This is a genomic window from Erwinia artemisiae, from assembly GCF_051400835.1.
Taxonomy (GTDB): domain Bacteria; phylum Pseudomonadota; class Gammaproteobacteria; order Enterobacterales; family Enterobacteriaceae; genus Erwinia; species Erwinia aeris.
The window spans coordinates 332,615-353,321 of record NZ_JBLFFM010000004.1 but is presented as its reverse complement, the minus strand read 5'-3'; the positions used below and the strand labels follow the sequence as shown (position 1 = coordinate 353,321).

Sequence of the window (20,707 nt, the reverse complement as noted above, 5' to 3'; positions counted from 1 at the left end):
TTTATTTTTAACAGTCTGTTTTGATCGTATCTGTTTGCATTCGTCGCTTCAGGACTGCCTGATTATGGTTTACCATGTAAGATTGAATTTAGCCACGTTGTTATATCGATGCGTTCGTACCTTGATTGAGTGAGGTTGCACGATTGGTAAACGATTGATAGCTGTCAGGCTGGCAACTGCGCCCGCGAGCAAATCAGACCATAATGGAGCACTAAAGCCTTGCGCTTTCAGCACATCAACAAACAGAAGTGAACCGAGATAAACAGTGAAAAACGAAAGCAATCAACCTACGTTCCTTTTCCACGACTACGAAACTTTCGGGAAAAGCCCATCGCTGGACCGCCCTGCGCAGTTTGCCGGCATCCGCACCGATATGGATTTTAACATTATTGGCGAACCGGAAGTGTTCTACTGCCAGCCTGCAGACGACTATCTGCCGCAGCCGGAAGCCGTGATGATCACCGGCATTACGCCGCAGCTGGCGAAAGCCAAAGGCATGAACGAGGCCGCTTTCACCCAGCGTATTCACCAGCTGTTTAGCGAGCCCAATACCTGCATCGTCGGCTATAACAATATCCGTTTCGACGACGAGGTCACGCGCAATCTGCTCTACCGCAACTTTTACGATCCTTACGGCTGGAGCTGGCAGAACGGCAACAGCCGCTGGGATTTGCTGGACGTGATGCGCGCCTGCTACGCGCTGAGGCCGGAAGGTATCGAGTGGCCGGAAAATGACGACGGCTTTCCCAGCTTTCGCCTGGAACATCTGACCAAAGCCAACGGCGTGGCGCACGAAAACGCGCACGATGCGATGTCCGATGTTTACGCAACCATCGCTATGGCAAAGCTGGTAAAAGAGAAGCAGCCGCGCCTGTATGATTTTCTGTTCAGCCATCGCAACAAGCAGAAAATTATGACGCTTATCGATATTCCGCAGATGAAGCCGCTGATGCACATCTCCGGCATGTTTGGCGCCCAGCGCGGCAATACCAGCTGGATCGCCCCGCTCGCCTGGCATCCCACCAATAAAAACGCGCTGATTACCTGCGATCTGGCCCAGGATATTTCTCCGCTCCTGGCGCTGGATGCCGATGCGCTGCGTGAGAGACTCTACACGCGCCGGGAAGATTTGGGCGATGCCGCCCCCGTACCGATCAAGCTGGTGCATATCAATAAATGTCCGGTCGTCGCACCGGCCAATACGTTACGCCCGGAAGATGCGGAGCGTCTGGGGATCGATCGTCAGCGCTGCCTGGATAATCTGGCGCTGCTGCGTCAGCACCCGGAGGCGCGTGAAAAAGTGGTGGCGCTCTATGCAGAAGCGGAGCCGTTTGTGGCTTCTGACGATGTGGACGCCCAGCTCTACGACGGCTTTTTCAGCGACGCCGATCGCAGCGCCATGAATATTATCCGGCAAACGACGCCGGAAAACCTGCCCGCGCTGGATCTGACCTTTAACGATAAGCGTATTGAGAAGCTGCTGTTCCGCTTTCGGGCGCGCAACTTCCCCGGCACGCTGGATGAGGCCGAGCAAAAGCGCTGGTTGCAGCATCGCCGTGAGGCGCTCAGCCCGGAACGCGTGCAGAACTATGTGCAGGAGCTGGAGATGCTGTTTAATCAGTACGACGGCGATAAGGCGAAGATGACGCAGCTGAAAGCGCTGTTTGATTACGCTCGCGAACTGGTTTCCTGATTTTTCGGCTACGGGCAGCGGCAATTAAAAAGGGCGCGGTTCACAGAACCGCGCCCTTCTTTTTAGCCCATCACCACGCTAAATGCGGGCTGGGTTACATCGGCTCTTCGGTGTACTGCGGCACCGGTTTGCGGAAGCGCTGCGTCACCACGGCCAGATAGACCAGGCCAATTGCGCCCCAGACCAGGCCGAGGATCATCGAGCTTTCTTCCAGATTGATCCACAGCGCGCCCACCGTCAGCGCGCCGCACAGCGGCAGCAGCAGGAAGTTGATGTTGTCCTTCAGCGTCTTGTTGCGCCCTTCACGGATCCAGAACTGCGAGATCACCGAAAGGTTAACAAAGGTGAAGGCCACCAGCGCGCCGAAGTTGATCAGCGCCGTCGCCGTCACCAGGTCGAAGGTAATGGCGGAAAGCGCGATAGCGCCTACCAACAATACGTTCAGCGCTGGCGTATGCAGCTTCGGATGAATATAGCCGAAGAAGCGCTCCGGGAACACGCCGTCACGCCCCATCACATACATCAGGCGGGAAACGCCCGCGTGCGCCGCCATGCCGGAAGCCAGCACGGTGATGCAGGAGAAAATCAGAATGCCGAACTGGAAGGTTTTACCCGCCACGTAGAGCATGATTTCCGGCTGCGACGCGTCCGGATCTTTAAAGCGCGAGATATCCGGGAAATAAAGCTGCAGGAAGTAAGAAACCACGATAAAGATCACGCCGCCAATCAGGGCGGTCAAAAAGATCGCTTTCGGGATCACTCGACCCGCATCCTTGGTTTCTTCCGACAGCGAACTGATGCCGTCAAAGCCCAGGAACGAGAAGCACAGAATGGTCGCGCCGGTGATCATAGGCACCACGTGCGCCTGCTCAGACCAGAACGGCTTGCTGCTGGTCAGGGTGCCGGCCCCTTCGCCATGGGACACGCCGTAAATTACCATACCGGTAATCGCCACCATGACCGCCATTTGCAGCACCACGATAATGCTGTTGAAATTGGCGACGGTTTTAATGCCCTTGAGGTTAGAAAGGGTCATAAAACCAACCAGCAGCACCACGAATATCCATGACGGGACACCCGGCACCAGCGCTTCAAAATAGATTTTCGCCAGCAGGATATTGATCATCGGCATGATCAGGTAATCCAGCAGCGAGGACCAGCCCACCATAAAGCCGACGTGCGGGCTGATGGCTTTTTGGGCATAGGTATAGGCCGAGCCGGCAGACGGGAAGCGGCGAACCAGCTTGCCGTAGCTCAGCGCAGTAAACAGGATTGCGATTAACGCGAAGGCGTAGGCGGTTGCTACGTGACCGTCTGTGAGGCCGGAAACGATGCCGAACGTATCGAACAGGGTCATTGGCTGCATATAAGCCAGGCCCATCATCACTACAGGCATCAGAGTCAGCGTTTTTTTCAGGTGCGCGCGCGGCGCGGCGGTCTGGGAATTATGCGACATGATTCAGCCTCCCCATAGCATCAACCTTTCTGGGTTGAACCACAGGGAAACTTCGCTTTATGCGAGCGTTGTTCTGATTTGGGAAGGTAAAGCAGGCAGGCGTGAAGGTGACGGCTGCCGCTGCGCCGTAGTCGTCGCGCAGATGTTTACCGGCTGCGGCCGGCGTAATGAAGTGTTGCCCCATCTTTATTTCCTCAAAAACACTGTCAGTGTGTATCAGTCCGGCTGAGCCGGCCTCTTTGGCTTCGTTTTTTTGTGCAAAAAAAATAACCGGCGCGTTAAGCGTCGGTTATTCATTTACAGTCCGTATATTTTGCCAGGCTGTAAGACAGAATACAAGTTTTTAAAGCCTTTCTGCGCCATTTCTTTACAGGAAACGTCAGGCATTTTTCAACATCCAGTCGATTTCGGTGGTGGTGATCAGCCGTTCAAAATGCATCAGTTCATGATGTTTGCAGCTGTGCCAGACAAACCCAAAGCGCTCGCCCAGCAGCTTTTGCAGCGGAGAGCTTTGGGCAAATTCGTCCAGCGCATCGCTTTGCCTGATCGGCAACGGTCTGCCGTCGGCTTCATGGCCGTTGCCGGTAATGGCCGACGGCAGCGGCAGCTGATTATCGATGCCGTGCAGAATGCCCGCCAGCACCGCGGCGACCACCAGATAAGGATTGGCATCCGCGCCTGCCACGCGGTACTCCACGCGATGGTTTTCCGCTTCGCCACAGGGAATACGCAACGCTACCGTACGGTTGTTGTGCCCCCAGGATGCCTGTAGAGGCACAAAGGCTTCCGGTAAAAAGCGACGATAGGCATTAACGTTAGGCGCCAGCAGCGCCATGGAGGCGGGCATCAGATCGATCATCCCGGCCAGCGCTCGCTTCAGCAGGGGCGAATCGCTGCCGTCATCGGTGATAAAGGCGTTATGATCGGCGGCGTCCAGCAGGCTGATATGAACGTGCATTCCGCTACCGGCCCAGGCCTCGTAGGGTTTTGCCATAAAGGTAGCGTTCATCCCGTGATTTTCTGCCACCTGACGGATTAGCCGCTTCAGCTGCACGGCATGATCGCAGGCGCTGAGCACGTTGCGGGTATGGCGCAGATTGATTTCAAACTGGCCTGGCGAGGCTTCCGCCAGCGCGCCGTCGGCCGGAATACCCTGCAGTCTGGCCAGCCTGTCGATATCATTGAGCACGGCGGCAAAACAGTCGAGATTATCAACCGAATAAACCTGGCTTTGCCGGTTACGATCGTCGCTGCCCGGCGAGCACGGCGGCTGAATGGCGCCTTCCGCATCGCGTTTTTTATCGACGAGATAGAACTCCAGCTCTACCGCTACCACCGGAAATAACCCCCGATTGCGCAACTGCTGCCAAAGGTGATTCAGGACATTCCGGGGTTCAACGTCAAAGGGAGTACCATCTTGATTACGCATGGTCAGCAAAAGCTGCGCCAGGCGCTGCGGATCGGTTGCGGAGGGAGTCAGCGTGCCTTCGACGGGAAAGCAGATATTATCCGGTTCACCCAGCGCCTGGCCAAGTCCGGCCTCTTCCACCGTGTTGCCGAGAATATCCATGGCATAGACGGAAGCGGGAAAATAACAGCCTTTTTCCAGCCTGAGCAAACTGCCGATCGGGAGGCGTTTGCCGCGAAAAACACCGTTTAAATCATTAAGCAGAACATCAACATGCTGTGTTTCAGGATAGCGTTCCAGATAAGTTTCTACTTCAAGCTGGAACGCGCTGGTTCGCTCGCCATGCCGCGTAAAATCTTCCACTTCGACGATATTGGTCATGATGCCACCCGCCTTCGCTCAGTCTGATGTTTGCGCGCCGCTCAAAATAAGCGCCGCCTTCTTAACATAGCGTCAACTATTCAGCGCGGCAAATGTTATGACAGAGTTTATTTTCCAGGCAAAATCTTTTGCATATTGCCTTGCAGAGTGCCAGATTGGCTGGATAAGGCACGGATCCGTCCTGCCTTTCCGCGCTCACTAAAACCGGACGGAGAGTTGGGATGGGCATTATTTCGAACAACCCCTTGATTGACGTAATAATGTATCAGGCAAGCCTCAGCAAACAGGCCCTGACGACGGCGCTTCCCGATGCCTGCCCGGCATGGCAAAACCCAACCGGGTATGCTGGCTTTGACCTTAAGGAAGACTATTTATTAACGCCTTTACGTGCGTTTTTTCGGCAGCAAAAGGAAACCCGTCGATGAGCGATATTTCTCTGGCCCCCGGCCGTCGCCTGGCTGAAATCCGCCAGCAGCAGGGCCTGTCGCAGCGGCGCGTGGCCGAGCTTTCCGGCCTGACGCACAGCGCCATCAGCACTATCGAGCAGGACAAGGTCAGTCCCGCCGTCGGTACATTACAGAAGCTGTTAAAAGTTTATGGCCTCTCCCTTTCCGAATTCTTTTCCGAGCCGGTCCAGCCTGCCAGGCCAAAGGTGGTAATAGAGGCAAACGAGCTGATTGATATTGGCAGCCAGGGGGTATCGCTGCGGTTGATCCATAACGGCAGCCCCGAGCGGACGCTGGCGATGATGTTAGAAACCTATGAACCCGGCGCGACAACCGAAAAAATTCGTCATCAGGGCGAAGAGATCGGCACGCTGCTGGAAGGCGAAATCACCTTAACCGTCGACGGCCAGCGCTATCAGCTTCGGGCTGGCCAAAGCTACGTTATCGATACCGGCCATCCCCACAGCTTTAATAACACCTCTGCGCAGCCCTGCCGGATCGTCAGCGCGCATACCCCAACCACCTTTTGATCGCCAGTTGACGCCGCGTCGCGCTTTTTGTTGGAGAAAGCTATGGAACATGTGCAGAGCTATTACGCCGCTACGGCCAATCCTCATGACCGCTGGCCGCGGCTGGCGGATGATATTCTCTGCGACGTCTGCATCATCGGCGGCGGTTTTACCGGCCTTTCCTCGGCGCTCTACCTTACCGAAGCGGGTTATGACGTGGTGGTGTTGGAAGCGGCCAGGGTTGGCTTTGGCGCCAGCGGCCGCAACGGCGGGCAGGTGGTTAACTCCTACAGCCGTGATATTGACGTTATTGAGCGCCGCTACGGCAAAGAAAGCGCACGGCTGCTGGGCAGCATGATGTTTGAAGGCGCAGCGGCGATCCGCGACCGTATCGATCGCTACGCCATTAGCTGCGACTACCGGCCGGGCGGCGTTTTTGCCGCGCTTAACAGCCGTCAGTTTAGCCATTTAAAGCAGCAGCACCAACGCTGGCAGCACTATGGCAATCATCAGCTGGAGCTGCTGGACGAGCTGGGCATCCGGCGTAAAATCGCCAGCGAACGCTATGTCGGGGGCCTGCTGGATCGCAGCGGCGGTCATCTGCATCCTCTTAATCTTGCGCTGGGCGAAGCGGAGGCGATTCGCCGTCACGGCGGCAGGATTTATGAGGAGTCAGAGGCGACCGCCGTGACCTACGGCACGCCGCATCGCGTCAGGACGGCTCAGGGTAGCGTATTGGCTAAATACGTTATTTTTGCCGGTAATGCCTATCTGGCGCCGCAGCTGGAACCCAGACTGGCGAGCAAAAGCCTGCCCTGTAGCTCGCAGATCGTCGTCACGGAACCGCTCTCACGCGATAAGGCGCTGGCGCTGCTGCCGGACAACTACTGTGTAGAAGACCGTAACTATCTGTTGGATTACTATCGCCTGACGGCCGACAACCGCCTGCTGTATGGCGGCGGCGTGAGCTATGGCGCGCGCGAGCCGGGCAACATCCACGAGCTGATCCGGCCCAGGCTGCTAAAGACCTTTCCACAGCTGGAAGGAATAAAATTTGATTATGCCTGGAGCGGGAACTTTTTGCTGACGCTGTCCCGTATGCCGCAGATCGGCAGGCTGGAAAACGGCGTTTACTATATGCAGGGCGACAGCGGGCACGGCGTGACCTGGACGCATCTGGCGGGCAAGCTGGTTTGTGAAGCGTTGCAGGGCGAGCCAAAACGCTTCGATGCGTTCGCCCGCCTGCCGCATCTGCCTTTCCCGGGCGGTCGCCGCCTGCGCGCGCCTCTGACGGCGCTGGGCGCCGCCTGGTATGCGTTGAGGGACAGATTGGGGGTTTGATACTTTCCAAAGGGATTACTTGTCAGCATCCCAGAGGCGCAGCCATGTTCAACAGACACCTACAATTGCGCCTTCAACACTAAATCCTACTTCGCCAGACAAAATGAAATTTTGTCTTCTTACCGCCTGGCATTCAGTCAGGCACGGAATTGGCAATTTTAACAACCATCATTAAAACCTAAGCGTGGCGGCAGACTGCTTAAACAACTTACTGACATGATCCTGCAAATGCCATTACGAATCCTTGCTATAACAGTGACAGAATGGCAAGATCGAACTCTTTGATTTTTGGGTAGCACAATGCTTAAGTTGTTTGCCAGATACGCCTCCGTGGGCGTTATTAATACTCTCATCCACTGGATAGTATTTGCTGTCGTCTACGCTTTTTATCCGAAACAGTCATTGGCTAATTTAACAGCGTTTTGTGTGGCAGTAACATTTTCCTTTATTGCAAATGCAAAATGGACTTTCAACGCTGAAGCTACCACTTCACGCTACCTGCTTTATGTAGCTTTTATGGGTGCAATGGCAGCCATTGTAGGCTGGAGCGCCGATAAAATGCATGCACCTGCCGTTATTACCCTGCTCGCCTTCTCTGCCATAAGTTTATTTTGCGGCTTTGCTTATTCAAAGCTATTTATATTTAGGAGGAAGATTTGAAGATTTCCTTAATTGTTCCTGTATTCAATGAAGAAGAAGCCATTCCGCTTTTTTATGCTGCCGTGCGGGATTTAACTGCGCTAGAAAATTATGAAGTTGAGATGGTTTTTATAAATGACGGTAGCCATGATAATACGGAGCGCGTGTTAAACGATCTTGAAGCAAAGGATAGTCTTGTAAAACATATTTCTTTTATCCGTAACTTTGGTAAAGAACCCGCATTGTTTGCCGGTTTGGAGTCTGCGACAGGTGACGCCATTATTCCAATAGACGTCGATCTGCAGGATCCAGTCGAAGTTATTCCAATGCTGATAGAAAAATGGCAAGCGGGCGCCGATGTAGTATTGGCAAAGCGCATCGACAGAAGTTCTGATGGCCATATAAAGCGGAAAACGGCCGAATGGTTTTATAAATTACATAATAAAATAAGTTCGCCTATGATTGAAGAAAACGTAGGTGACTTCCGTTTGATGACGCGGGAAATAGTAGAAAATATCAAGCTGCTGCAGGAAAAAAACCTTTTTATGAAAGGGATTCTGAGCTGGGTTGGAGGCAAAACGGAAATTGTAGAATACATACGGGCAGACCGTGTTGCCGGTAAAACAAAGTTTAACGGTTGGAAGTTATGGAATCTTGCTCTTGAAGGGATAACCTCATTCTCAACCATCCCGTTGAGAATGTGGACCTATATCGGATTTATAGTTGCCATGTTATCGTTCCTCTATGGCCTCTGGATGATAGTAGATAAAGTGGTTTGGGGAAACAGTGTTGCCGGTTATCCCTCTTTACTGGTTTCCATTCTTTTCCTGGGTGGCGTACAGCTCGTAGGCATTGGCGTCTTAGGTGAATATATTGGAAGGATTTATATTGAAACCAAACAACGTCCAAGATACATAATCAAAAACTCTATTAAGTCCGGTAAAAAATAAAAGGCACATGATGAATACGATCCTGTCCAAAGATAAAAATAGTTCAGCACTTACAGAGCTAAATCATTATAAAAATCTTTTTTTTATAGCGCTTTTCTCCTACGTATTAGTGTATGGATTTGAACTGACGCACTTCACTCTTTCTATTGATGAAGAGTTTTTTGATAATTTCACCCAGACAATGATGCTGGGCCGGTGGGGGCATGCTTTAATCAGACACTATTTATTACCTGAGCCCTTTGTTCCTTTTTTTACTACGGCCCTGTGTCTAATTTTTTTATCTGTTGCAGCCGTGCTTTCTGCCTTGTATCTTAAACTAAATAAATATCAGTCTGCGGCATACATTGTTATGCTGGCTGCTTTACCCCAACTGGCTTATCAAATTCAATTTAGCAATCAGTCAGATACAGTAGCTCTGTCAATCCTTTTCTCAACACTCTCCCTCTTCACCCTTGATGCTCATCGCCTGAAAGGCTATGTGCAATTTATTGTACTGACAATTGCTTCTCTTTCGATTTATCAATCCGTTTTTTTATTTGCAGCCTCTTTACTCTGTGTTAGATTTACCATATTGGCGATCAGAAAAGAAACAGAATTATCTCAACTGGTAAAAAAAACAGCCATATATATAGGGCTTACGCTGGTTGCGTTAATTCTTAATTCACTGTTATCTAAACTCTGTGCTTATTATTATAATATTCCTACTTCCAGCTATCTAACCTCCATGATAGGTTGGGGTAAACTATCGCCAGGCGAGATTATTTTCACTGTTGGCAGCTATATCTATAACTGCTTCACATTCAATGCCCCATTCGGTATGAATGCGTTACCTTTTACTCTATTTTGGATGATGGCCATCTGCCTCCTTGCTCTAAGAAAAAGATCACAATTCTTTCTTATTTTAACCCTGTGCATCGTGACTATCGCTTCATGTTTTATCATGAATGTTATCCTCGGCGCATGGTTACCACCCAGAACAATGATTCAGGCGCCGGTAATCTTCGCAGGACTGTTTGCCGCAGTACTGGTTTCGACAGGATTTATTTTGGATCGGCACAAAATTTTTATATCGTGTATCCCTGCGATTTTTCTCATTAGCGGGGCGATCTCATCAAATAAATTATTTTATAGCGACTACATGGCCAGAGAGGCTGATGCCCATTTTTCATTACAGATTATTGATACCATTTATAGTAAGTATCCCGATTTTGACATTAAAAAAACGCCAGTGTTTTTTTACGGTAGCTATACTCCTGCCAACGCCTGGCGTCTTGCTTGCGCAGACGCCTTTGGTGCTTCTTTCTTTGAATGGGATGGCGGTAATAACAGCAGAATATATGCCTGGCTGAAAAGCGCTAACATCGCGGATTTTGTTCACCCTGATGCCGAAGAGGTCGCTCGCGCTTCAAAATTCGGTGACGAACTGCCTGCCTGGCCAAATCGTGGTTCTGTTTTCCTCCATGACGGCGTTATGATCGTTAAAATAGGCCCGCAGCTGAGCCCTTATAACAAATGATAAACACTGCACCTTTATAATCTTATAAGGGTGCAGTATCGTTCTGGATACAGATACATAATCCTATAACACCTTAAGAATAAAATATTTTTACCACCGAAGCTTTCCTACACTTTTACCCTCATCCATGCTTTAGCGCTGTGACCATAGCCTGTTTAGGTACCAAACAGGTACCCTGGTGTGATGCCCCCAGAAAAAACATAAATAAAACTGATGATTTTAGTTGCATAAAAGCAACAATTTAATTAATACTCTGAAAGCGAATTGTGACATTCCTTTTGATGATTACAGAATGCGGACACAAGATCATGAATGCCGTGAATCTGTTCAGGATGATGGATATGATGCTTACAGGGTACTTAAATGAGTTATTCTAAAAACTTCAACATTGAGTTACTTCGCTTTATTGCTATTCTGGCCGTTATTCTTATTCATATGTCAATGTCACATTTTTATGATAGCAGTTTGATGAGAACAAATTATACAGCCTGGATTTTTAACCATATCTATTATACGGCAACGCGATTTTGTGTACCCATATTTTTCATTATTACTGCCTACATTACCTTCAATAGTAACTCCCAAAAGAACTGGAAGCAGAAACTGATTCGGCTTGGGCTTCCCTATATTACCTGGTCATGTATCTACTATATTTACTCTGGCGGTACCAGCATTGCAGAATTTTTCAAAAAATTAGCTGGGGATAACACGGCCTTTCACTTATGGTTTATCCCATCATTTATTGGCTACATTCTTCTTCTTCCCGCGTTAAAGAAAATATTTTTCGATGATGATAAAGAAAAATTCCGCCATCTTTTTTATATTATCTTTTTCTTCTCGATTATCGCACCTACATTTATACCGCTATCCAGAATAATGAGTGGTGATTATAAGTTCATATCGGGCCTGAGTCACTTTAATATGACTTTACCTGCGCTGTTGGTATATGGGATTGCATTTCCATATTTTTACAAGAAAATAAATATCAGGCTCGGGATAATGTCCTATATTGCAATCATTGGCATAAATCTTTTGCTTAATGTAAAAACTTCGGACGTTACGGGCGCACCGGATGAGTTACTCTATGGTTTTACCACCGCCCTGGTTTTTATCTCCTCTTTTATTTTATTTAACACCCTAATGAACATAAATTTCAAATTCATTTCACCCAGCCTTCGCAATTTCATTTATAAAGCTGGCGAGTGCTCTTTTGGCATATATCTTTCCCATTGGATCATTTATTTAATTATAGAACAGAAAGGTCTACTGCTTCATGGTAGAGCTATAATCGATCCTTTAGTAAATACGGTGGTTATTTTTTCACTTTCTTTTGCTCTGATTTTTATGGGCAGAAAGATAAAATTTTTACGCTATGTTTTGTAATTAGCAAAAGCGGCCACGCAATTTCCCCTTTTGTAGCAAATTATTAGAGGAGTAAAAGTATAAAATACTTACCCCTCTCTTTGGCTGCTAACGAGTTAATCACTAACTAACCGGCATCTTTCCCGGATCCGCATAGCGATAGCGGAACCCCAGCTCTTTACAGATGCGGCTACCGTCAATAATCTTGCCTTCCCCGCCGCCCGTATCTGCAAGAAACGTCGGCGGCGTCAGCCCCAGCTGGCGGGCAACCGCCGGATAAAAATCTTTGCGGGCAGGATGATGCGGCGCGCTCAGGTTATAAGTTCTTCCACCTTCGCCGTTTTCCAGCAGCAGGATAATAGCGGCAACCACATCTTCAAGGTGCACCAGATTAACGCCGTGTGAGCCGTCGCCTAAATCGGTTTTACCCGCCAGGAAGCGGCCCGGATGCCGCTGCGGCCCCACCAGGCCGGACAGCCGCAGAATATCTACCGAGGTGCCCGGCAGATTATGTAGCCAGGTTTCCAGCTCTTTCAGCGTCTTACCCGCTACCGTAACCGGCTCAAGCGGGCTGTCTTCATTCATCTCGCCGTTTCCGCTGCCGTAAACAGAGGTGGAACTGGTAAAAACAATGCGCGGCACGTTTGCCGCCAGCGCGCTGTCCACGATTTGCTGAACCGCCAGCAGATAATTTTCTCCGCCCTCCGCCGTGCGGCTGGCAGGTAAGGTGATGACCAACGCCTCCACGTCCAGCAGCGCGTCAAGATCGTCGGGGTCGCACTCCAGTTCCGGCGTCAGCGTCAGCAGCACGCTTTCCAGCCCGCACATGCGCGCCGCCTCCACGCCATCAGCCGTGGTTTTGCTGCCGGTGACCCGCCAGCCTCGCGCCGTCATCGCCAGCCCCAGCGGCATCCCCAGCCAGCCCAGTCCTACAATCGCCACTTTTTTCATCTTTGTTCCCTGCTTTCTCAACCATGCCCTAAAACTACGCCAGCCTTTCGTCAACAACAATCGGTTAAGCCTTTTTATCTGTCATCAATGATAAAAAAGTGTTGCGCCCGACATTTGTCCTGAGTTAGGTTATTGGTCACGAAATGAATAATCATTCAACCCTATTTGAGAAGACTATGACACGCGTTCAGTTCAACCACCATCATCACCATCATCCTGACTAGTCTTTCAGGCGATGTGTGCTGGGAGACATTCAGATCTTCCAGCGGTGCAGAACGCAAAAAAAGCCCCCGGAAGATCGCCTTCCGGGGGCTTTTTTTATGGGCGCAGGCCCGGGCCTGAAAGGATGAACAACGCTGGCCGGTTAAATCGAGCAGACAGGAAAAGAGGATAAGCACCGATGTTAGATAACAAACGTTTACGCATAGCTATGCAGAAATCAGGCCGTTTAAGCGATGAATCACGCGAGCTGCTGGCCCGCTGCGGCATCAAAATCAACCTGCAGCAGCAGCGTCTGATCGCCTTTGCCGAGAACATGCCGATCGACATCCTGCGCGTGCGTGATGACGATATTCCGGGGCTGGTGATGGATGGCGTCGTGGACCTGGGCATTATCGGCGAAAACGTGCTGGAAGAAGAGCTGCTGACCCGCCGCGCGCAGGGCGAAGATCCTCGTTATGCCCTGCTGCGCCGTCTTGATTTCGGCGGCTGCCGCCTGTCGCTGGCAATGTCGGTTGATGATGAATATACCGGCCCGCAGTGTTTGCAAAATGCCCGTATCGCCACCTCTTATCCTCACCTGCTGAAAAAGTATCTCGACAAACAGGGCGTCGCTTTTAAATCCTGCCTGCTGAACGGCTCCGTCGAAGTGGCACCTCGCGCCGGCCTGGCCGACGCCATTTGCGACCTGGTTTCCACCGGCGCGACGCTGGAAGCCAACGGCCTGCGTGAAGTCGAAGTTATTTACCGCTCTAAAGCCTGTCTGATCCAGCGCGACGGCGAAATGCCTGCCGCCAAGCAGGAGCTAATCGACAAGCTGATGACCCGCATTCAGGGTGTCATCCAGGCACGTGAATCCAAGTACATCATGCTGCACGCGCCGAGCGAGCGTCTGGAAGATATCATCGCTCTGCTGCCGGGCGCGGAGCGTCCAACCGTTCTGCCGCTGGCGGGCGACAAGAGCCGCGTCGCCATGCACATGGTGAGCAGCGAAACGCTGTTCTGGGAAACGATGGAGAAACTGAAAGCGCTGGGCGCCAGCTCCATCCTTGTGCTGCCTATTGAGAAGATGATGGAGTAAGCGATGATGACCCCGATTGACTGGCAGGCGTGCAGCGCCGAAGAACAGCAGGTGCTGCTGACTCGTCCGGCTATCTCCGCTTCTGAAAACATTACCGCCAGCGTGCGCGCTATCCTGGAAAAGGTAAAAGCGGAAGGCGACGAGGCGTTGCGCTACTACAGCGCCGCTTTTGACAAGACCGAAGTTGAGGCGCTGCGCGTCACCAGCGAAGAGATAGAGGCGGCGTCAGCGCGGCTTGGCGATGAGGTCAAACAGGCGATGGCGGTGGCGGTGGCCAATATCGATAAATTTCACCAGGCGCAAAAGCTGCCGGAAGTGGATATTGAAACCCAGCCCGGCGTGCGCTGTCAGCAGATCACCCGCCCCGTGGCGTCCGTCGGCCTGTATATTCCCGGCGGCTCTGCCCCGCTCTTCTCTACCGTGCTGATGCTGGCGACTCCCGCCCGCATTGCCGGCTGCAAGCGCGTGGTGCTCTGCTCGCCGCCGCCGATCGCCGACGAAATTTTATATGCCGCTAAGCTGTGTGGCGTGCAGGAGGTGTTTCAGGTCGGCGGCGCGCAGGCTATCGCCGCCATGGCGCTGGGCACCGCATCCGTGCCGAAGGTCGATAAAATCTTCGGGCCGGGCAACGCCTGGGTGACCGAAGCGAAACGTCAGGTCAGCCAGCGTCTTGACGGCGCGGCGATCGACATGCCTGCCGGCCCTTCCGAGGTGCTGGTGATTGCGGATGGTGCAGCCACGCCGGATTTTGTCGCCTCCGATCTGCTTTCTCAGGCGGAGCACGGCCCCGATTCGCAGGTGATCCTGCTGACGCCCGATCGCCAGATGGCCGAAGCGGTCGCCGACGCGGTAGAAAAGCAGCTGGCCAGCCTGCCGCGCGCCGAAACGGCTCGTCAGGCGCTGGCCGCCAGCCGCCTGATCGTGGCGAAAGATTTGGCGCAGTGCGTTGAAATCAGCAACCGCTACGGGCCGGAACACCTGATTATCCAGACGCGCCAGGCGCGCGATCTGGTTGCAGACATCACCAGCGCCGGTTCCGTATTTCTGGGCGACTGGTCGCCGGAGTCCGCCGGCGATTACGCCTCCGGCACCAATCACGTGCTGCCGACCTATGGCTTTACGGCGACCTGTTCGAGCCTGGGTCTGGCCGATTTCCAGAAGCGGATGACGGTGCAGGAGCTGACGCCGCAGGGCTTTTTAAATCTGGCGCCGACCATTGAAACCCTGGCCGCCGCCGAGCAGCTGACCGCCCACAAAAACGCCGTGACGCTGCGCGTTGCCGCGCTGAAGGAGAAGCAATGAGCAAGATTGAAGATCTCGCCCGCGCCAACGTGCGCCAGCTGACGCCCTATCAGTCCGCTCGTCGTCTTGGCGGCAGCGGCGATGTCTGGCTCAACGCCAATGAGTATCCGCTGGCGGTGCCGTTCGACCTCCGTCAGCAGACGCTGAACCGCTATCCCGAGTGCCAGCCGAAAGCCGTAATTGAGCGCTATGCGGCCTATGCGGGTTTGTCGCCTGAGCAGGTGCTGGTCAGCCGTGGCGCGGACGAAGGCATCGAGCTGCTGATGCGCGCATTTTGCGAGCCGGGCAAAGACGCCGTGCTGTTCTGTCCGCCGACCTACGGCATGTACAGCGTCAGCGCCGAAACGCTGGGCGTGGAATACCGCACCGTGCCCGTGCAGGAGGGCTGGCAGCTTAACCTGTCCGCCATTGCTGAAAAACTTGACGACGTGAAGCTGGTCTACGTGTGCAGCCCGAACAATCCTACCGGCAACCTGGTGAAGCCGGAGGCCATCCGCCAGCTGCTGGAGATGACGCGCGGCAAGGCGCTGGTGATAGCAGACGAAGCCTATATAGAGTTCTGCCCGACGGCGACGCTGACCGGCTGGCTGAAGGAATATCCGCACCTGGTGATCCTGCGTACGCTCTCTAAGGCGTTTGCGCTGGCCGGACTGCGCTGCGGCTTTACGCTGGCCAACGCCGAAGTTATTGCGCTGCTATTAAAAGTTATCGCGCCTTATCCGCTTTCCACGCCGGTAGCCGATATCGCTGCCCAGGCGCTGAGCGAACAGGGCGTCGCCCTGATGAAAGAGCACGTCGACGAGCTGCTGGCGACGCGTGACAAGCTGATTAGCGATCTGCACGACTGCCGCTGCGTGGAAAAAGTTTTCCCCAGCGAGACCAACTACGTGCTGGCCCGCTTCACTGACTCCGCGCTGGTCTTTAAAACCTTGTGGGATCAGGGCATTATTCTGCGTGACCAGAACAAACAGCCGGGACTGGCGGGCTGCCTGCGCATCTCCGTCGGCACGGCTGAAGAGTGTGACCGCGTTATCTCCGCGCTGCAAAAGTTATCCGGCGCGTCCGCATCCATGGAGCAAGCATGAGCCAGAAAGTTCTTTTTATCGATCGCGACGGAACGATTATCGCCGAACCGCCGGAAGATTATCAGGTTGACCGCATGGAGAAGCTGGCCTTTGAGCCGGACGTGATCCCTGCCCTGCTGGCGCTGCAAAATGCCGGTTATCGACTGGTGATGATCACCAATCAGGACGGGCTGGGTACCGCCAGCTTCCCGCAGGCGGATTTTGACGGCCCGCACCAGCTGATGATGCAGGTTTTAAGCTCGCAGGGCATCCGCTTTGATGACGTGCTGATCTGCCCGCATCTGCCGGAAGACGGCTGCGACTGCCGTAAACCGAAAACCAAACTGGTCACGGCATGGCTGGCGGAAGGCGTGCTGGATACCGCTAACAGCTATGTTATCGGCGATCGCACCACCGACCTGCAGCTGGCAAGTAATATGGGCATTCAGGGGCTGCACTACTCTAAGGAAGGCCTTAACTGGCAGGGTATTGGGCAGCAGCTGACCAAACGCGATCGTCACGCGCTGGTGAACCGCAACACCAAAGAGACACAGATTAAAGTAGAGGTCTGGCTGGATCGCGAAGGCAACAGCCAGTTCAATACCGGCGTGGGCTTCTTTGACCATATGCTGGATCAGATCGCCACCCACGGCGGCTTCCGCATGAATATTGAGGTGAAAGGCGATCTCTATATCGACGATCACCACACGGTGGAAGACACCGGCCTGGCGCTGGGCGAGGCGCTGCTGAAAGCGCTGGGCGATAAGCGCGGCATCGGCCGCTTCGGCTTTGTGCTGCCGATGGACGAGTGCCTGGCGCGCTGCGCGCTCGATATCTCCGGCCGTCCGCACCTGGAATATAAAGCCGAGTTCAGCTATCAGCGCGTGGGCGATCTCAGCACCGAGATGGTGGAACACTTCTTCCGCTCGCTTTCCTATACCATGGCCAGCACGCTGCACCTGAAAACCAAAGGCAAGAACGATCACCACCGCGTGGAGAGCCTGTTTAAAGCCTTTGGCCGCACGCTGCGCCAGGCGATCCGCGTGGAAGGCAATACCCTGCCCAGCTCGAAAGGAGTGCTGTAATGAACGTGGTGATCCTGGATACCGGCTGCGCCAACCTTTCCTCCGTTAAATGGGCGATCCAGCGCCTGGGCTATGAGCCAGTGGTCAGCCGTGAGGCCGACGTCGTGCTACAGGCCGACAAGCTGCTGCTGCCGGGCGTCGGTACGGCGCAGGCGGCGATGGATCAGCTGCGCGAGCGCGAGCTGATCGAGCTGATTAAAGCCTGTACCCAGCCGGTGCTGGGGATCTGCCTGGGGATGCAGCTGCTTGGCTCGCACAGCGAGGAGAGCAACGGCGTCACCACGCTGGGGATTATCGATCAAGCGGTTGAGCAGATGAACGACTGCGGGCTGCCGCTGCCGCATATGGGCTGGAACCAGATTACCGCTCAGGCGGGCAACCATCTGTTTCGCGGCATTCCCGACGGCGCGTACTTCTATTTTGTGCACAGCTACGCTATGCCGGTAAATGCCTGCACCATCGCGCAGTGCAACTACGGCGAGCCTTTTACCGCCGCGGTGCAGAAAGATAACTTCTTCGGCGTCCAGTTCCATCCGGAACGTTCCGGCGCGGCTGGCGCGCAGCTGCTGAAAAACTTCCTGGAGATGTAAGTGATTATTCCCGCATTGGATTTAATTGAAGGAAAAGTGGTGCGGCTGCATCAGGGCGATTACGGTCAGCAGCGCGACTACGGCAGCGATCCTCTGCCGCGCCTGCAGGAATACGAGGCTCAGGGCGCCCAGGTACTGCACCTGGTCGATTTGACCGGCGCGAAAGATCCGGCGGCGCGGCAGATCCCGCTGCTGAAAACCCTGCTGGCGGGCGTCGGCGTGCCGGTACAGGTTGGCGGCGGCATCCGCACGCGGGAAGATGTGGAGGCGCTGCTGGAGGCGGGCGCCACGCGCGTGGTGGTTGGCTCTACGGCGGTAAAAAACCCCGAAGAAGTGCAGCGCTGGTTTAAGCAGTACGGCGCGGAGGCGATCGTGCTGGCGCTGGATGTGCGTATCGACGCGGCTAACCGCAAAGAAGTAGCGATCAGCGGCTGGCAGGAAGCGGCTGGCGTGACGCTGGAAGAAGTTATCGAACAGTTCCGGCCTTATGGCTTGAAACATGTGCTTTGCACCGATATCTCCCGCGACGGCACGCTCGGCGGATCTAACGTGGCGCTGTATCGTGAAGTCTCGGCCCGCTATCCGCAAATCGCCTTTCAATCTTCCGGCGGCATCGGCTCGCTGGAGGATATTCGTGCCCTGCGCGGCTGTGGCGCTGCGGGCGTGATTGTCGGCCGTGCTCTGCTGGAAGGTAAATTCAACGTATCGGAGGCAATAACATGCTGGCAAAACGGATAATCCCCTGCCTGGACGTGCGTGACGGCCAGGTGGTCAAAGGCGTGCAGTTCCGCAATCATGAGATCATCGGCGATATCGTGCCGCTGGCGCAGCGCTACGCGCAGGAAGGCGCGGACGAGCTGGTATTTTACGATATTACCGCCTCTTCGGCCGGTCGCGTGGTGGATAAAAGCTGGGTAGCTCGCGTAGCGGAAGTGATCGATATTCCTTTTTGCGTGGCGGGCGGCATTAAATCGGCGGAAGACGCGGCGCAGATCCTCTCTTTCGGTGCCGACAAAATCTCGATTAACTCACCGGCGCTGGCCGATCCTGAGCTGATCACGCGGCTGGCCGATCGCTTTGGCGTGCAGTGCATCGTGGTTGGTATCGATACCTGGTACGACAGCGAAAGCGGCAAATACCATGTGAATCAGTATACCGGCGATGAAGCGCGTACCCAGGTCACAACCTGGGAAACGCTGGACTGGGTACAGGAAGTACAGCAGCGCGGCGCGGGCGAAATCGTGCTGAATATGATGAATCAGGACGGCGTGCGTAACGGCTACGATCTGACCCAGCTGCAGAAAGTCCGCGAGGTCTGCAAGGTGCCATTAATTGCTTCCGGCGGCGCGGGCACCATGGAGCATTTCCTTGAGGCTTTCCGCGACGCCAACGTCGATGGCGCGCTGGCAGCCAGCGTGTTCCATAAGCAAATTATTAATATTGGCGAGCTGAAGGCTTTTCTGCTCGACCAGGGTGTGGAGATCCGCGCGTGTTAACAGAACAACAGCTTACCCAGCTTGACTGGGCAAAAACCGACGGCATGATGCCGGCTATCGTGCAGCACGCCGTCTCCGGCGAAGTATTGATGCACGGCTATATGAATCAGGAAGCGCTGACGAAAACGCTGGAGACCGGTAAAGTGACCTTCTGGTCGCGTACCAAACAGCGTTTGTGGACCAAGGGCGAAACCTCGGCACACTTTCTTAACGTTGTCAGCATCACGCCTGACTGCGATAACGATACGCTGCTGCTGCTGGTCAACCCGGTTGGGCCAACCTGTCATCGCGGCACCAGCAGCTGCTTCTCGCCTGCCGCCGCCGACTGGGCTTTCCTGTATCAGCTCGAACAGCTGCTGGCCGAACGCAAGCACGCCGATCCGGCCAGTTCCTATACTGCCAGCCTGTACGCCAGCGGCACCAAGCGCATCGCGCAGAAGGTCGGTGAAGAAGGCGTGGAAACCGCGCTGGCGGCCACCGTTAACGATCGCGATGAGCTGACTAACGAGGCTTCCGACCTGGTGTATCACCTGCTGGTGCTGCTTCAGGATCAGGATCTTAATCTGAGTGCGGTAATCGAAAACCTGCGTCAGCGGCATAAGTAACAGAGCCGGGGTATAGCAACAAACAGCAAGGCCGGGAAACCGGCCTTGTTAATGAAGGGAGCAAGATGAGCACGTTTGACAAGTTAATCACTCTGCTGGACGGCCAGCAGGCGCGTTATAAGATCATGACGCATGAGCCCACCGGCAAATGTGAAGAAGTTGCGGCAATCCGCGGCACCGCTGTCGGTCAGGGTGCCAAGGCGCTGGTGTGCCATGTCAAAGGCAACGGCGTTAAACAGTACGTTCTGGCGATATTGCCTGCCGACCAGCAGGCTGACCTGAGCAAGGTAGCAAAAGCGGTCGGCGGCCTGCGCGCCTCGCTGGCCAGCCCGGCGGAAGTGGATCGGCTGACCGGCTGCGTGTTTGGTGCGATACCGCCCTTCAGCTTTCATGATGAGCTGAAAGTCGTCGTCGATCCCACGCTGTGCGAGCGCAACAGCGAGATTGCGTTTAACGCCGGACTGCTGGAGAAATCAGTGGTGCTGAACGCGCAGGATTATCAGCGTATCGCGCCGTCGCTCCCGGCTGATATTTTAAAAGCATAGCGGCAACGGGCAAAAAAAAACCCCACCGCAGAGCGTGGGGTTTTACTTTATGCTGTTTCAGCCTGCGG

General features: G+C 53.9%; 21 protein-coding genes and 1 other annotated feature. Of the genes, 18 read left to right on the top strand and 3 right to left on the bottom strand.

Annotated features, from left to right (window positions below):
• Positions 1–265 precede the first annotated feature (265 nt).
• Positions 266–1,693 (top strand): exodeoxyribonuclease I, encoded by a 1,428-nt coding sequence (gene sbcB / locus ACMGEE_RS12090; protein ID WP_253460158.1) that lies wholly within the window; start codon positions 266–268, stop codon positions 1,691–1,693.
• Positions 1,694–1,787: 94 nt separating this feature from the next.
• Here sbcB and ACMGEE_RS12085 read toward each other — a convergent pair whose 3' ends face one another.
• Both ACMGEE_RS12085 and ACMGEE_RS12080 read right to left on the bottom strand, forming a co-directional pair.
• The gene (locus ACMGEE_RS12085) at positions 1,788–3,149 is read right to left on the bottom strand and encodes an APC family permease (protein ID WP_253460155.1); all 1,362 of its coding nucleotides are present in this window, start codon (positions 3,147–3,149) and stop codon (positions 1,788–1,790) included.
• A 379-nt stretch (positions 3,150–3,528) separates the two neighbouring features.
• Entirely contained in the window at positions 3,529–4,938 is a 1,410-nt protein-coding gene (locus ACMGEE_RS12080; RefSeq protein ID WP_436830093.1) for a glutamine synthetase family protein, read from the bottom strand.
• 221 nt (positions 4,939–5,159) lie between these two features.
• Here ACMGEE_RS12080 and ACMGEE_RS12075 point away from each other — a divergent pair, with 221 nt between their 5' ends.
• From ACMGEE_RS12075 to ACMGEE_RS12045, 7 genes are all read left to right on the top strand, one after another.
• Positions 5,160–5,363 (top strand): hypothetical protein, encoded by a 204-nt coding sequence (locus ACMGEE_RS12075; RefSeq protein ID WP_253460152.1) that lies wholly within the window; start codon positions 5,160–5,162, stop codon positions 5,361–5,363.
• A complete protein-coding gene (puuR, locus tag ACMGEE_RS12070) occupies positions 5,360–5,914 on the top strand; it encodes an HTH-type transcriptional regulator PuuR (RefSeq protein WP_301251083.1) in 555 nt (184 codons plus the stop codon). Before ACMGEE_RS12075 ends, puuR begins: the two co-directional genes overlap by 4 nt.
• Before the next feature lie 42 nt (positions 5,915–5,956).
• Positions 5,957–7,234: an NAD(P)/FAD-dependent oxidoreductase gene (locus tag ACMGEE_RS12065; RefSeq protein ID WP_436830092.1), complete on the top strand. Its 1,278-nt coding sequence runs from the start codon at positions 5,957–5,959 to the stop codon at positions 7,232–7,234.
• Between the two features lie 300 nt (positions 7,235–7,534).
• On the top strand, positions 7,535–7,894 hold the full coding sequence (locus ACMGEE_RS12060) for a GtrA family protein (protein WP_436830091.1): 360 nt from the start codon (positions 7,535–7,537) through the stop codon (positions 7,892–7,894).
• Positions 7,891–8,823 (top strand): glycosyltransferase family 2 protein, encoded by a 933-nt coding sequence (locus ACMGEE_RS12055; protein ID WP_436830090.1) that lies wholly within the window; start codon positions 7,891–7,893, stop codon positions 8,821–8,823. Before ACMGEE_RS12060 ends, ACMGEE_RS12055 begins: the two co-directional genes overlap by 4 nt.
• A 7-nt stretch (positions 8,824–8,830) precedes the next feature.
• Positions 8,831–10,339 carry a glucosyltransferase domain-containing protein gene (locus tag ACMGEE_RS12050; RefSeq protein ID WP_436830089.1) on the top strand — a complete coding sequence of 503 codons (1,509 nt, stop codon included), beginning with the start codon at positions 8,831–8,833 and terminating at the stop codon, positions 10,337–10,339.
• A gap of 363 nt (positions 10,340–10,702) precedes the next feature.
• Positions 10,703–11,722, top strand: a complete 1,020-nt coding sequence (locus ACMGEE_RS12045) for an acyltransferase (RefSeq protein ID WP_436830088.1) — start codon at positions 10,703–10,705, stop codon at positions 11,720–11,722.
• Positions 11,723–11,824: 102 nt separating this feature from the next.
• Here ACMGEE_RS12045 and ACMGEE_RS12040 read toward each other — a convergent pair whose 3' ends face one another.
• Positions 11,825–12,652 carry an SDR family oxidoreductase gene (locus ACMGEE_RS12040; protein ID WP_436830087.1) on the bottom strand — a complete coding sequence of 276 codons (828 nt, stop codon included), beginning with the start codon at positions 12,650–12,652 and terminating at the stop codon, positions 11,825–11,827.
• Positions 12,653–12,828: 176 nt separating this feature from the next.
• Between ACMGEE_RS12040 and hisL the strand changes: the two genes are divergently transcribed.
• The 10 genes from hisL (at position 12,829) to ACMGEE_RS11990 (ending at position 20,639) form a co-directional block, all read left to right on the top strand.
• The gene (gene hisL, locus ACMGEE_RS12035) at positions 12,829–12,876 is read left to right on the top strand and encodes a his operon leader peptide (protein ID WP_100396937.1); all 48 of its coding nucleotides are present in this window, start codon (positions 12,829–12,831) and stop codon (positions 12,874–12,876) included.
• Positions 12,852–12,973, top strand: a sequence feature (His leader region). It overlaps the preceding gene by 25 nt.
• Before the next feature lie 79 nt (positions 12,974–13,052).
• Positions 13,053–13,952 (top strand): ATP phosphoribosyltransferase, encoded by a 900-nt coding sequence (hisG, locus tag ACMGEE_RS12030; RefSeq protein WP_125288103.1) that lies wholly within the window; start codon positions 13,053–13,055, stop codon positions 13,950–13,952.
• Between the two features lie 6 nt (positions 13,953–13,958).
• Positions 13,959–15,254 carry a histidinol dehydrogenase gene (gene hisD / locus ACMGEE_RS12025; protein ID WP_394148572.1) on the top strand — a complete coding sequence of 432 codons (1,296 nt, stop codon included), beginning with the start codon at positions 13,959–13,961 and terminating at the stop codon, positions 15,252–15,254.
• Positions 15,251–16,339: a histidinol-phosphate transaminase gene (gene hisC, locus ACMGEE_RS12020; RefSeq protein WP_436830086.1), complete on the top strand. Its 1,089-nt coding sequence runs from the start codon at positions 15,251–15,253 to the stop codon at positions 16,337–16,339. Before hisD ends, hisC begins: the two co-directional genes overlap by 4 nt.
• A complete protein-coding gene (gene hisB, locus ACMGEE_RS12015) occupies positions 16,336–17,403 on the top strand; it encodes a bifunctional histidinol-phosphatase/imidazoleglycerol-phosphate dehydratase HisB (RefSeq protein ID WP_125288106.1) in 1,068 nt (355 codons plus the stop codon). The genes hisC and hisB overlap by 4 nt, the downstream gene beginning before the upstream one ends.
• Positions 17,403–17,993 (top strand): imidazole glycerol phosphate synthase subunit HisH, encoded by a 591-nt coding sequence (hisH, locus tag ACMGEE_RS12010; protein ID WP_253460124.1) that lies wholly within the window; start codon positions 17,403–17,405, stop codon positions 17,991–17,993. Before hisB ends, hisH begins: the two co-directional genes overlap by 1 nt.
• Entirely contained in the window at positions 17,994–18,731 is a 738-nt protein-coding gene (hisA, locus tag ACMGEE_RS12005) for a 1-(5-phosphoribosyl)-5-[(5-phosphoribosylamino)methylideneamino]imidazole-4-carboxamide isomerase (RefSeq protein WP_253460121.1), read from the top strand.
• Positions 18,713–19,489, top strand: coding sequence for an imidazole glycerol phosphate synthase subunit HisF (gene hisF / locus ACMGEE_RS12000; RefSeq protein WP_301251098.1), 777 nt, complete (start codon positions 18,713–18,715; stop codon positions 19,487–19,489). The genes hisA and hisF overlap by 19 nt, the downstream gene beginning before the upstream one ends.
• On the top strand, positions 19,483–20,094 hold the full coding sequence (gene hisIE / locus ACMGEE_RS11995) for a bifunctional phosphoribosyl-AMP cyclohydrolase/phosphoribosyl-ATP diphosphatase HisIE (protein WP_436830085.1): 612 nt from the start codon (positions 19,483–19,485) through the stop codon (positions 20,092–20,094). The genes hisF and hisIE overlap by 7 nt, the downstream gene beginning before the upstream one ends.
• Positions 20,095–20,159: 65 nt before the next feature.
• Positions 20,160–20,639, top strand: coding sequence for a YbaK/prolyl-tRNA synthetase associated domain-containing protein (locus ACMGEE_RS11990; RefSeq protein WP_436830084.1), 480 nt, complete (start codon positions 20,160–20,162; stop codon positions 20,637–20,639).
• Positions 20,640–20,707: the final 68 nt, after the last annotated feature.

Bases quoted from the DNA above. Each gene is read 5' to 3' on its own strand.
- ACMGEE_RS12080 (WP_436830093.1), bottom strand. From the start codon at position 4,938: ATGACCAATATCGTCGAAGTGGAAGATTTTACGCGGCATGGCGAGCGA.
- ACMGEE_RS12040 (WP_436830087.1), bottom strand. From the start codon at position 12,652: ATGAAAAAAGTGGCGATTGTAGGACTGGGCTGGCTGGGGATGCCGCTG.
- hisB (WP_125288106.1), top strand. From the start codon at position 16,336: ATGAGCCAGAAAGTTCTTTTTATCGATCGCGACGGAACGATTATCGCC.
- ACMGEE_RS12075 (WP_253460152.1), top strand. From the start codon at position 5,160: ATGGGCATTATTTCGAACAACCCCTTGATTGACGTAATAATGTATCAG.
- ACMGEE_RS11990 (WP_436830084.1), top strand. From the start codon at position 20,160: ATGAGCACGTTTGACAAGTTAATCACTCTGCTGGACGGCCAGCAGGCG.
- ACMGEE_RS12065 (WP_436830092.1), top strand. From the start codon at position 5,957: ATGGAACATGTGCAGAGCTATTACGCCGCTACGGCCAATCCTCATGAC.
- hisH (WP_253460124.1), top strand. From the start codon at position 17,403: ATGAACGTGGTGATCCTGGATACCGGCTGCGCCAACCTTTCCTCCGTT.
- hisC (WP_436830086.1), top strand. From the start codon at position 15,251: ATGAGCAAGATTGAAGATCTCGCCCGCGCCAACGTGCGCCAGCTGACG.
- ACMGEE_RS12060 (WP_436830091.1), top strand. From the start codon at position 7,535: ATGCTTAAGTTGTTTGCCAGATACGCCTCCGTGGGCGTTATTAATACT.
- puuR (WP_301251083.1), top strand. From the start codon at position 5,360: ATGAGCGATATTTCTCTGGCCCCCGGCCGTCGCCTGGCTGAAATCCGC.
- hisD (WP_394148572.1), top strand. From the start codon at position 13,959: ATGACCCCGATTGACTGGCAGGCGTGCAGCGCCGAAGAACAGCAGGTG.
- hisF (WP_301251098.1), top strand. From the start codon at position 18,713: ATGCTGGCAAAACGGATAATCCCCTGCCTGGACGTGCGTGACGGCCAG.
- ACMGEE_RS12045 (WP_436830088.1), top strand. From the start codon at position 10,703: ATGAGTTATTCTAAAAACTTCAACATTGAGTTACTTCGCTTTATTGCT.
- ACMGEE_RS12085 (WP_253460155.1), bottom strand. From the start codon at position 3,149: ATGTCGCATAATTCCCAGACCGCCGCGCCGCGCGCGCACCTGAAAAAA.
- ACMGEE_RS12050 (WP_436830089.1), top strand. From the start codon at position 8,831: ATGATGAATACGATCCTGTCCAAAGATAAAAATAGTTCAGCACTTACA.
- hisG (WP_125288103.1), top strand. From the start codon at position 13,053: ATGTTAGATAACAAACGTTTACGCATAGCTATGCAGAAATCAGGCCGT.